The sequence below is a fragment of the Bacteroides sp. AF29-11 genome (assembly GCF_003602895.1).
Lineage (GTDB): Bacteria > Bacteroidota > Bacteroidia > Bacteroidales > Bacteroidaceae > Bacteroides > Bacteroides uniformis.
This window is the reverse complement of record NZ_QTLY01000007.1, coordinates 109,234-121,856: the sequence shown is the minus strand read 5'-3', so window position 1 is coordinate 121,856 and position 12,623 is coordinate 109,234. Positions and strand designations below refer to the sequence as shown.

Genomic DNA, 12,623 nt, shown 5'->3' with positions numbered 1-12,623 from the left:
TTTGTTCGTATGAATTACGAAAATAAAATAGTACTTTTGTCAGCGAAAGCCTATTTTTCAACCAGACAGAAAACCAATGCTCATGAAGAACTTCCACATCGGACTATTGCCACGCATCATCATTGCCATTATCTTAGGTATACTTTTCGGAAATTTCCTACCGGCTTCGCTGGTACGGCTGTTCGTAACATTCAATGCCATTTTCAGTGAATTCCTGAACTTCTCCATCCCCCTCATCATTGTGGGACTGGTCACGATTGCCATTGCCGACATCGGCAAAGGAGCCGGACGGATGCTGGTCGTCACGGCGCTCATTGCTTACGGAGCTACCTTATTCTCCGGCTTTCTCTCCTATTTCACCGGTATGGCGGTATTTCCTTCCCTCATAGAAACCGGGGTGCCGTTAGAAGAAGTCAGTGAGTCTCAAGGCATTCTTCCCTATTTTTCCGTGGGTATCCCGCCCTTGATGAATGTTATGACCGCACTCGTACTTGCCTTCACACTGGGGCTGGGCCTGGCTCATCTGAAAAGTGAGGTACTGAAAAATGCGGCACGCGATTTTCAAGAGATTGTCATCCGCATGATCAGTGCAGTGATATTGCCGCTGCTTCCCATCTATATTTTCGGCATTTTCCTCAACATGACGCACAGTGGACAAGTATTCGGCATCCTGATGGTCTTTATTAAGATTATCGGTGTAATCTTCCTGCTTCACATCTTTCTCCTGGTATTCCAATACAGCATTGCGGCACTGTTTGTCCGCAAGAACCCTCTCAAACTACTGGGACGGATGATGCCTGCCTACTTCACGGCTCTAGGCACTCAATCCAGTGCCGCCACTATCCCCGTAACATTGGAGCAAAGTCGGAAGAACGGCGTCTCTGCCGATATTGCCGGATTCGTCATCCCACTTTGCGCCACCATCCATCTGTCGGGCAGCACATTGAAGATTGTGGCATGCGCCCTGGCACTGATGATAATGCAAGGCATGCCCCATGATTTCCCTCTATTTGCAGGATTTATCTTCATGCTGGGCATCACTATGGTAGCCGCTCCCGGGGTACCGGGAGGCGCCATCATGGCATCACTGGGCATCCTGCAATCCATGCTGGGCTTCGACGAGTCGGCACAAGCGCTGATGATTGCACTATACATAGCGATGGACAGCTTCGGTACTGCCTGCAATGTGACGGGCGACGGGGCAATCGCACTGATTATCGACAAAGTGATGGGAAAGAAATAGTTTATATTTTGCCATCTCGTGGAAAATAACGAATATTGCAGTCCGAAAAGACATAATAACAAGAAGCATACATTATGAAGAAAGCCCTTATCTCCGGCATTACCGGGCAGGACGGCTCGTTCCTTGCCGAATTCCTCCTGCAGAAAGGATATGAAGTGCACGGTATCCTGCGTCGCTCTTCCTCTTTCAACACCGGCCGCATCGAACACCTCTACTTCGATGAGTGGGTACGCGACATGAAACAGAAACGTACCATTAACCTGCACTATGGAGACATGACAGACTCCAGCTCTCTCATCCGTATCATCCAGAGTGTGCAGCCGGACGAAATATATAACCTTGCCGCCCAAAGCCATGTCAAAGTATCCTTCGACGTGCCCGAATATACCGCCGAAACCGATGCTGTAGGCACCCTGCGCATGCTCGAAGCCGTACGCATTCTCGGTATGGAAAAGAAGACACGCATCTACCAGGCCTCCACTTCCGAGCTCTTCGGAAAAGTGCAGGAAGTGCCGCAAAGCGAAACGACCCCGTTCTATCCCCGCAGCCCCTATGGCGTAGCCAAACAGTATGGCTTTTGGATTACAAAGAACTACCGCGAAAGCTATGGCATGTTTGCTGTAAACGGCATACTCTTTAACCACGAGAGCGAACGCCGAGGTGAAACCTTCGTGACAAGAAAAATCACACTGGCGGCTGCCCGCATCGCCCAAGGCTTCCAGGACAAGCTGTATCTGGGCAATCTGGATGCCCGGCGCGACTGGGGATATGCCAAAGACTACATCGAGTGCATGTGGCTCATCCTGCAGCACGACACCCCCGAAGACTTCGTCATTGCCACCGGAGAAATGCATACCGTACGCGAATTTGCGACACTGGCATTCCGAGAGGTAGGCATCACTCTGTGCTGGGAAGGCCAGGGAGTGGATGAGAAGGGTATCGACACACAGACCGGAAAAGTCCTCGTGGAAGTCGACCCCAAATATTTCCGGCCTGCCGAAGTGGAACAATTGCTGGGCGACCCCACCAAAGCAAAAACACTGCTGGGATGGAATCCGAGGCAGACCAGTTTTGAAGAGTTGGTACGCATCATGGCAGAGCACGACATGAAATTTGTGAAGAAACTGTATTTAAGAAGCAAAGAGCTTTGAATGAACTATTAAACTTTCAGACAACAATGTTAGACAAAAATGCCAAAATATATGTAGCAGGCCACCGGGGACTGGTAGGTTCTGCCATCTGGAAAAATCTTGAGGAGAAAGGATACACCAATCTCATCGGCAAGACCCACACAGAACTCGATCTGCTCGACGGAGTTGCCGTACGCCGCTTCTTCGACGAGGAACAGCCCGAATATGTATTCCTTGCCGCCGCCTTTGTGGGTGGCATCATGGCCAACAGTATCTACCGTGCCGACTTCATCTACAAGAACTTGCAGATACAGCAGAACGTCATCGGCGAAAGCTTCCGCCACGGAGTGAAAAAACTTCTCTTTCTGGGCAGCACCTGCATCTATCCCCGTGATGCCGAACAGCCGATGAAAGAAGACGCACTCCTCACTTCTCCGCTGGAATACACGAACGAGCCCTATGCCATCGCCAAAATAGCCGGACTGAAAATGTGCGAAAGCTTCAATCTTCAATACGGTACGAACTACATTGCCGTGATGCCCACCAACCTTTACGGTCCCAACGACAACTTCGACCTGGAACGCAGCCACGTGCTCCCTGCCATGATACGCAAGATACACCTCGCCCACTGCCTGAAACAAGGCGACTGGGATGCCGTACGCCACGACATGAACCTGCGTCCGGTGGAAGGCATCAACGGCGACAGCAGCAAAGAGGACATTCTGAATATCCTCCGGAAATACGGCATCAGCGAAGAAGAAGTGAGATTATGGGGTTCCGGCACCCCCTTGCGCGAATTCCTCTGGAGCGAGGAGATGGCAGATGCCAGCGTCTTCGTCATGGAACACGTCGACTTCAAAGATACCTTCGAGCCGGACGACAAGGAAATCCGCAACTGTCACATCAATATCGGTACGGGCAAGGAAATCACTATCCGCCAGTTGGCAGAGCTGATTGTCAACACCGTAGGCTATCAGGGCCGGTTGACCTTCGACACTTCCAAACCCGACGGCACCATGCGCAAACTGACCGATCCCGGTAAGTTACATACATTGGGATGGCATCATAAGATTGATATCGAGGAAGGTGTGCAACGCATGTACCGATGGTACTTGGGAAAGTAATTAGTGACGTCTGATTAGCCATGAATGCCATACGGTACAAGGTGGGAACTGTATTGTTTATATTGCTGATACTTTTATCAGGTATCAGCCCAACCATGAATGCCATGATAGCTCCCGTGACCTATTCCGTTCGCGGCAAAGTCATCGACAGACAGTCCAGACAACCCGTGGCCTACGCCAACGTTTTCGTTGCCGGCATCCCCGGGAAAGGGGCATCCACCGATTCACTCGGCACATTCAAGATAGAGCAGGTACCTCCGGGCATCTATAGCCTTGAGGCATCCTGCATAGGATACCAGACTGTTTCCACCCCCGAATATATCGTTTCAGCCTCAACCCCGTTCATCGAGATAGAGATGGAAGAGGATGCCAATCTGCTGAACACAGTAGTGGTGGTGCCTTCCCCCTTCCGGCGAAGTATCGAAAGCCCGGTCAGCATGCGTATCATCGGCTTGCAGGAAATAGAGAAAAGTCCCGGAGCCAACCGGGATGTTTCGCGCATCGTACGCTCCTATCCCGGCGTCTCTTTCTCTCCCATCGGCTATCGCAACGACTTGATTGTTCGGGGCGGTTCTCCTTCCGAAAACCGCTTTTATATGGATGGCATCGAAATCCCCAACATCAACCACTTTGCCACTCAGGGTGCATCCGGAGGACCGGTAAGTATTGTCAATGCCGACCTGATACGCGAGATTACATTTTATACGGGCGCCTTCCCCGCCAACCGCTCCGGAGCCTTGAGTTCCGTCCTCGACTTCCGCCTCAAGGACGGAAATCCGGACAAGCAGGCGTTCAAAGCCACCATCGGCGCATCGGAAGTCTCGCTCAGCGGAGCAGGCCATCTGGGGCAGCGCACCACTTATCTGTTCTCCGCACGCCAGTCCTACCTGCAACTTTTGTTCAAGGCTTTGGGACTGCCCTTCCTGCCCAATTTCATTGACGGACAATTCAAAACAAAAACCCGTTTCAACGAGCACAGCGAGCTGACCCTGCTTGGTCTTGCAGGCATTGACAAGATGAAACTGAATACCGATGAAAAAGGAGAAGATGCCGAATATCTGCTCAGCTATCTCCCCACTATCCATCAGGAAACATTCACTCTCGGAGCCTCTTACAGACACTACAATGGAAGGCACGTACAATCCCTTATACTGAGCCATAACTACCTGAACAACCGCAATCTGAAATACCGCAACAACGATGACTCTTCCGAAGACAACCTGACCCTGCGCCTACGCTCCACAGAACAAAAGACCACCCTGCGTTTCGAAAACCAAACGCGCTTGGGAGCATGGACCCTAAAAGAAGGAGCAGAACTGAACAACTCCATCTATACAAACCACAGCAGGCAAAGACTATACGGCAGTCATTCGGGTACGCTTTCCATCTACGAAACCTCACTCAACATCTTCGGCTGGGGGGCTTTCTTCTCTTCCAACTATACCACCGCCGACAAGCGTCTGGCCCTTTCTGCCGGTATCCGTATGGATGGCAACACTTACAACCGAAAGATGCGGCAGCTATGGAAACAGTTCTCCCCACGCCTCTCTGCATCCTACAAACTCTCGGAACAATGGACCCTGAGCGGAAGTACCGGCCTCTACCACCAATTGCCTCCCTACACCGCTTTGGGATATAAAGACAATGAAGGGCAATATCTCAACAAAAACCTGAAGTACATGCAGGTCTTTGAAAGCAGCCTCGGTGTGGACTGGCACCTGCAAGACCGGTTCATGGTTTCTGCAGAAGGTTTCTTCAAGCGTTACAGCCGTATGCCACTTTCCCTTCAAGACAACATTCCGTTGGCATGCAAAGGAAACGATTACGGTGTCACCGGCAACGAAGCACTCGCCCCTACAGCCAGCGGCAGGGCCTACGGACTGGAAACCATGTTCCGCTGGCAGGCATCCGGCAAGTTCAATCTCGTATCCTCCTTCACCTTATACCGCAGCGAATACTGCAACCGTCCAGATGGAGACTTCATTCCATCCACCTGGGACAACCGTTTCATACTCAACATGAGCGGTACATACAACCTGCCCCGGCGCTGGAGCATAGGAGGCAAGCTAAGCTATATAGGCGGCAGCCCCTACACTCCCTATGATGAAGACAAATCATCACTCGTAGAAGCATGGGATGCCAAAGGACAGCCCTACTACGACTATGCGTACTATAATACCGGGCGACTTCCCAACTTTGCCCAGTTAGACTTGCGTGTGGACAAGTCCTTCTACTTCCATCACTGCATGATAGGAATCTATCTGGACATACAGAATATCACCGGCAACAAACTGAAGCAACCGGATGTGATAATGAGTACGGGCATCATCGAAAATCCGTCTGCTCCTGTTGCCGAACAGCGCTATAAAATGAAATACCTCAAGCAGGAAAGCGGCACTATCCTGCCTACTTTAGGTATAACTGTCGAGTTTTAGCAAATAGCCGCCATAAAAACTATTTTCCCTATAAAAGTTTGCTTTCTATATATAAACCCTTATATTTGCACAATTTTCAACCAAATGTGCAATTAATATCATGGAACAAAGTTTTATCGCCTATATAGAGAATAGCATAAAGGAAAATTGGGATTTAGACGCTCTGACCGACTATAAGGGAGCAACCCTACAATATAAGGACGTAGCCCGCAAAATAGAAAAGCTGCATATCATTTTCGAGGCAAGCGGCATCAAGAAAGGCGATAAGATTGCCGTCTGTGGCCGCAACAGTTCCCACTGGGGCGTAACGTTCCTCGCAACATTGACCTACGGTGCGGTAATCGTCCCCATCCTTCACGAGTTCAAGGCAGACAATGTACACAACATCGTGAACCATTCCGAAGCCAAACTGCTTTTCGTAGGCGACCAGGTTTGGGAAAACCTCAACGAAAGTGCCATGCCGCTGCTGGAGGGCATCATGATGATGGCAGACTTCTACATTCTTGTCTCCCGCAGCGAAAAGTTGGACTATGCCCGCGAACATCTCAACGAAATGTTCGGTAAGAAATACCCCAAGAACTTCCGCAAGGAGCATGTCAGTTATCACAAGGACCAGCCCGACGAACTGGCGGTCATCAACTATACATCCGGCACCACCAGTTACTCCAAAGGAGTGATGCTGCCCTACCGCAGCCTTTGGTCAAACACCACTTTTGCTTTCGAAGTATTGCCGCTGAAAGCCGGTGACAAGATTGTCTCCATGCTGCCAATGGCACATATGTACGGACTTGCATTCGAGTTTCTGTATGAATTCGCCGTAGGTTGCCACATATTCTTCCTCACTCGTATGCCCAGCCCCAAAATCATTTTCCAGGCTTTCACCGAAGTGAAGCCTAACCTGATTGTGGCTGTTCCGCTCATTATCGAAAAGATTATAAAGAAGAGCGTACTGCCCAAGCTGGAAACTCCCGCCATGAAGTTGTTGCTGAAAGTACCCATCATCAATGACAAGATAAAGGCGACCGTACGCGAACAAATGATTCAAGCCTTTGGCGGAAACTTTGCAGAAATCATTGTAGGAGGAGCTGCCTTCAACCAGGAAGTGGAGCAGTTCTTAAAGATGATAGATTTCCCCTATACGGTAGGCTATGGAATGACGGAATGCGGTCCCATCATCTGTTACGAGGATTGGACCCGCTTCAAACCCGGTTCTTGCGGAAAGGCCGCACCGCGTATGGAGGTGAAAATCCTATCATCCGATCCCGAAAACATTCCGGGAGAGATTGTCTGCCGTGGTCCCAATGTCATGCTGGGTTACTACAAGAACGACGAGGCCACCGTACAGGTACTCGACAAAGACGGCTGGCTGCACACCGGAGACCTTGCCCTGATGGATGCCGAAGGCAACGTAAGCATCAAGGGACGCAGCAAGAACATGCTCCTTGGTCCGAGCGGTCAGAATATCTACCCGGAAGAGATAGAAGACAAACTGAACAATATGCCGTATGTAGCCGAAAGCATCATCGTGCAGCAGAATGAGAAACTGGTAGGTCTGGTTTACCCCGACTTCGATGATGCCTTTGCCCATGGGCTGAACAATGACGACATCGAACGCGTCATGGAGGAAAACCGTGTGGCACTGAATGCAGAACTGCCCGCATACAGCCAGATATTCAAAATGAAAATCTATCCTGAAGAATTTGAAAAAACGCCGAAGAAATCTATCAAACGCTTCTTGTATCAGGAGGCCAAAGGATAATGTAAAAAAACAATTAAACTACAACCTATCTAACCCTTTCTAAATTATTATCTAAATGAGAAACGAATTATTATTATCCGCCATGCTTCCGATATGCGGAATGGCGGGAGAAGCGTATGGCATGCCGCCTGGGGATGCCGTACCTGCTCCAAAAGAGCAGCCAAACATCATTCTGTTCCTAGTGGATGACATGGGATGGCAAGACACGTCCCTCCCCTTTTGGACACAGCGTACCAAGTACAACGATACGTACCATACTCCCAACATGGAACGGATGGCTACACAAGGCAAAATGTTTACGCAGGCCTATGCATGCAGCATCAGTTCACCTACGCGTGTCAGCCTTTTTACGGGAATGAATGCTGCCAGGCATCGAGTCACCAGTTGGACCCTCCGCAAGAACACTACCCATGAACAACCCGACTCGGTCATGATTTATCCGGAATGGAACGTTAACGGCATTTGTCAAGAGCCTGGCGTGGAACGGACCACACAAGTCACCTCCCTGGCCGAAGTGCTCAAAGACCATGGCTATCACACCATTCATTGCGGAAAAGCCCACTTCGGTGCTGAAGGCACTCCCGGAGCCGACCCGTTGAAAATGGGGTTTGAAGTGAACATAGCCGGACATGCTGCCGGTTCACCTGCCAGCTACTATGGCAAGGAGAATTTCGGCAACAAAACAGACGGTAAAAGCCCGCTGGCTGCCGTACCCGGTCTGGAGAAATATCATGGAACCGACACTTTCCTAAGTGAAGCCCTTACCATAGAGGCCATGAAGGCCCTGGACGATGCACAGCAGACTGACAAGCCATTCTTTCTGTACATGGCACACTATGCCATCCATACCCCTATACAACCTGACATGCGTTTCTACCAGAAGTACCTGGACAAAGGCCTTCCTCCGGTAGAAGCCGCCTATGCTACTCTCATTGAGGGTATGGACAAAAGTCTGGGAGACATTATGGATTATCTGGACAAGAACAACCTGACGGAAAACACTATCCTCATCTTCATGTCCGACAATGGCGGTTTGGCGGCCCATACCCGCGCCGGACAACTGCATGTCCAGAACTATCCGCTCAACAGTGGTAAAGGTTCCGCCTACGAAGGAGGCATACGTGAACCGATGATTGTCCGCTGGCCGGGCATCGTAGCGCCCCAAACCCAATGCGACCATTACCTGATGATAGAGGACTTCTTCCCCACCATCCTTGAGATGGCAGGCGTAGACAACTATACAACCGTACAGCAACGCGACGGCATCAGTTTCATGCCATTGCTCACCGGAAAAGGTAAAATGAAAGACCGTGATATCTACTGGCATTATCCCAATAGCTGGGGTCCTTCCGGCCCGGGCATCGGAGCCACTTGCTCCATCCGTTCGGGCGAGTGGAAGCTGGTGTATTATTTCGGTGACGGTAGACGGGAACTTTTCAACATCCCCGCCGACATCAGTGAAAAACATGATATGGCCCGAGAGAAGCCTGAAGTTGTCAAAGAGTTGTCACGGAAATTAAGTAATTACCTCCGGTCTGTGGATGCGCAGCGCCCTCTGTTGCGTGCCACCCGCCAACCAGCTCCCTGGCCGGACGAAATATAGAAAAAAGTATGAAACGAAACCTTTCCCTCCTCCTTGTGTCCCTGCTTTTTGCAGGGACAGCTCTTGCCCAAGAACATAATCCGGGCAGCGTACAGCCGGATACGATTCAGAAATCCTCCGAGAAATCTTTCCGGAAACAACGCTCTCCACGAACAGACCATGGCCCAGTAGGTATCAATATCTCCTTATGGAAAAACATCTCCACACAGCGGACTGATACCATAGGAAGCACCTGCTTCAATCTGGGTGTGTTCTCCTCCATGAACCGTCTGAATGGCCTCGGCATGAATATTCTTGGCAGTGTAACCGGCAGGGATGTGAACGGTGTACAGATGGCAGGTCTGTCAAATATGGTGGGGGGAAGCATGCGAGGCATGCAGATAGCAGGAATTACCAACATCAATGGCAACAACCTTATCGGAGTATCCGTTTCGGGACTAGTAGGTATCACCGGAAACCATGCGCAAGGCGTCATCATTTCCGGTCTGGCAAACATCAGTGGGGACTATAATCGTGGCGCCTCCATAGGCGGCCTGTTGAATATCAGCGGAGAAGGTGCTTCCGGCATACACTTTGCCGGACTCGCCAATATTTCCGGTGGAAATTTCAAAGGATTTTCAGGGGCCGGCCTGCTAAGTGTAATCGGTGAAGACTTGAATGGCATGCAGATGTCCGCCCTTACCAACATCACCGCCGGAGATATGACCGGTGTTCAGGTTTCCGGCCTGGGCAATGTGGTGGGTGGTACAGCCCGAGGATTACAAATAGGCGCTGCCAATATGGCCATACGTGCCAAAGGGCTTCAAATAGGTCTATTCAACTACTACAAAGAAAAATTAGATGGTTTCCAGTTGGGATTAGTCAATGCCAATCCCCAAACAAAAGTTCAACTGATGTTTTTCGGTGGTAATGCCACCAAGCTGAATGTAGGTGCCCGTTTCAAGAACCGGCTCTTCTATACCATCCTCGGTGGCGGTACCCATTATCTGGATTTTGGCGATAAGTTTTCCGCTGCCCTCTTCTACCGTGCCGGTCTTGAATTACCGCTCTACAAACAGCTGTTCATCAGCGGAGATCTGGGATACCAACATATAGAAACCTTCAAGAACAAGGACTACGGCATTCCGGCACGTCTCTATGCCCTCCAGGCACGTGTCAATCTGGAATACCACCTGACCGAGCGCTTTGGCATATTCCTCACCGGCGGTTATGGCGGCAGCCGCTACTACACCCAAGGGAAAACCTATGACAAAGGCATCATTGTAGAGGGCGGGGTAACGATACTGAAATTATAAATTATTGTTTCTCCTTAATCAGCCCCGTCCTATACGCCACCAGCAGTTTCATCAAATCCTGAATCTGCGTAACGAGTTCACTTCCTTTATCCGTATCCTTCACCATCATACGCTGCGAATTGAATTCGACAACCAGGGTTGTAGACTTGATGTCTTGTCCTTCTTCAATGGCTTTCTGACGGCTCTGGAACGGCTCATGCTGCACCAACTGCAAGCCGTGGGAATGATATACCAGCGTATATCCCGCAATTCCCGTTTCCGGCTGATAGGCTTTTGAAAAACCACCGTCAATCACCAGCAGCTTACCATCCGCTTTGATGGGTTTCTCACCTTTAATGGTCTTTACCGGTACATGTCCGTTGATGATATGCGAATGTGGCCCCGGCTTCACGCCGAACTCATCAAGAATGCGGTCACACACCTCAGCCTCGTTGCGCAAAGCATAGTAATGCCCTTTCGTCTCCTTATGCAATGTTTTGTCGGCCACAAAATAGCGTTCAAAGGTAGCCATCTTGTCTTTATCGAAGGAAGGGGCATCCGGTCCGCACCACATGTACCAGACATAATCCAGTGCAAACTGTTTCTCGTCCGAACCGTCCTCGTCAAAGTAAGCGGTACGTATCAGCTGGTCGGTCTTTTTCAGCAACTTACGTCCCCAGTATTCCTTTTGGCCGATGCGGACATGTTTAAAACTGCCGTCCGCATTCAGAGGCACGGAAGCATGATAAAGCAGGTTACTGTTGCACACCAGATACATGCCGCCATACGTAAACAAGCAGCGCATGTGCTTCTTCATCTTCTCGCTGTTCATGAAAGAAGAATGAATCCGGTGCATCAGTTCGCGCTCTTCGTCCGACAGACGATACGGGTCCGCCGGGTCTACGGTGGGGAAATTCACATCGCGCAACGGATATTCCTTGCCTTCGTATACAAACACACCACGCTCGAAATCCACCAGATGCAGCAGTTTCCGGTTCTCCATACCGAACTCAGGACGGCGGCTGATGATTTCCGCCTCCAGTTTCAACTGGATAACCGTAATCGCCTTGTGCATCTGTGTAATCAGCCGCAAGGTCTTCTCATTGTATTCCGCATCGGCAAAGTTCATTTTCGGCGCAAAGATGGTGCAAGGGTCATCCGCATAGGTATCCATGGCAAACGTTGCAAGCGGCAACAGATTGATGCCATAACCATCCTCCAGCGTTGCTAAATTGGCATAGCGCATCGACATACGGATTACGTTGGCTATACAAGCATCATTACCCGATGCGGCACCCATCCACAGAATATCGTGGTTACCCCATTGGATGTCGAAATTATGATAATCACAGAGAGTATCCATGATAATATGCGCACCCGGTCCGCGGTCGTATATATCGCCCACGATATGCAGCGAGTCGATGGTCAAGCGCTGGATAAGGTTGCACATCGCCACAATAAAATCATCCGCACGCTTCGTAGAGATAATGGTACTGATTATGACATTGATATAGGCATGTTTGTTAGGTTCGATGCTCGATTCGTGCAACAGCTCTTGAATGATATACGAGAACTCTGTTGGAAGTGCCTTGCGTACTTTCGAACGGGTATATTTGGACGAAACGTTCTGGCATACTTTTACCAACTGGTTCAGTGTTATCAAATACCAGTCTTCCAGGTCCGTTTCCTGCTCCTTGATAAGTTGCAGCTTCTCTTCCGGATAATAAATTAACGTACAGATTTCCTTCTTCTCACTTTCGCGCAGTGTATGCCCGAATATTTCGTTCACCTTACGTTTCACTGCCCCCGATGCATTCTTCAGCACATGCTGAAAAGCCTCATACTCGCCATGAATATCCGTCAGAAAATGCTCTGTACCTTTCGGCAGATTCAGAATAGCCTCCAGATTGATGATTTCTGTACTGGCATCAGCAATGGTAGGAAAACTGCGTGATAATAATTGCAAATAACGCAAGTCATTGACAATACTTTCCGGAGTTATATTTCCCATAGTTATTTAATTGATAGTTGATAATTGACAGTTGATAATATCCC

At 49.8% G+C, this 12,623-nt stretch carries 8 protein-coding genes; 7 read left to right on the top strand and 1 reads right to left on the bottom strand.

What is annotated here, in order from left to right; all coding sequences use genetic code 11:
• Positions 1-82 precede the first annotated feature (82 nt).
• From DWZ03_RS12975 to DWZ03_RS12945, 7 genes are all read left to right on the top strand, one after another.
• Complete coding sequence (locus DWZ03_RS12975) at positions 83-1,243, top strand: dicarboxylate/amino acid:cation symporter (protein ID WP_005837656.1); 1,161 nt, start codon at positions 83-85, stop codon at positions 1,241-1,243.
• Positions 1,244-1,317: 74 nt separating this feature from the next.
• Positions 1,318-2,394: a GDP-mannose 4,6-dehydratase gene (gmd, locus tag DWZ03_RS12970; protein WP_005836261.1), complete on the top strand. Its 1,077-nt coding sequence runs from the start codon at positions 1,318-1,320 to the stop codon at positions 2,392-2,394.
• A 26-nt stretch (positions 2,395-2,420) separates the two neighbouring features.
• On the top strand, positions 2,421-3,497 hold the full coding sequence (locus DWZ03_RS12965; protein WP_117962792.1) for a GDP-L-fucose synthase family protein: 1,077 nt from the start codon (positions 2,421-2,423) through the stop codon (positions 3,495-3,497).
• Positions 3,498-3,517: 20 nt separating this feature from the next.
• Positions 3,518-5,932: a TonB-dependent receptor gene (locus DWZ03_RS12960; RefSeq protein ID WP_120130244.1), complete on the top strand. Its 2,415-nt coding sequence runs from the start codon at positions 3,518-3,520 to the stop codon at positions 5,930-5,932.
• Positions 5,933-6,032: 100 nt separating this feature from the next.
• Positions 6,033-7,691, top strand: a complete 1,659-nt coding sequence (locus DWZ03_RS12955) for a long-chain fatty acid--CoA ligase (protein WP_005828046.1) — start codon at positions 6,033-6,035, stop codon at positions 7,689-7,691.
• Between the two features lie 55 nt (positions 7,692-7,746).
• Entirely contained in the window at positions 7,747-9,294 is a 1,548-nt protein-coding gene (locus DWZ03_RS12950; RefSeq protein ID WP_005828045.1) for a sulfatase, read from the top strand.
• A gap of 8 nt (positions 9,295-9,302) precedes the next feature.
• Complete coding sequence (locus DWZ03_RS12945; RefSeq protein ID WP_008663090.1) at positions 9,303-10,589, top strand: LA_2272 family surface repeat-containing protein; 1,287 nt, start codon at positions 9,303-9,305, stop codon at positions 10,587-10,589.
• Between the two features lies 1 nt (position 10,590).
• Here DWZ03_RS12945 and DWZ03_RS12940 read toward each other — a convergent pair whose 3' ends face one another.
• Positions 10,591-12,579 (bottom strand): fructose-1,6-bisphosphatase, encoded by a 1,989-nt coding sequence (locus DWZ03_RS12940; protein ID WP_120130243.1) that lies wholly within the window; start codon positions 12,577-12,579, stop codon positions 10,591-10,593.
• Positions 12,580-12,623 lie beyond the last annotated feature (44 nt).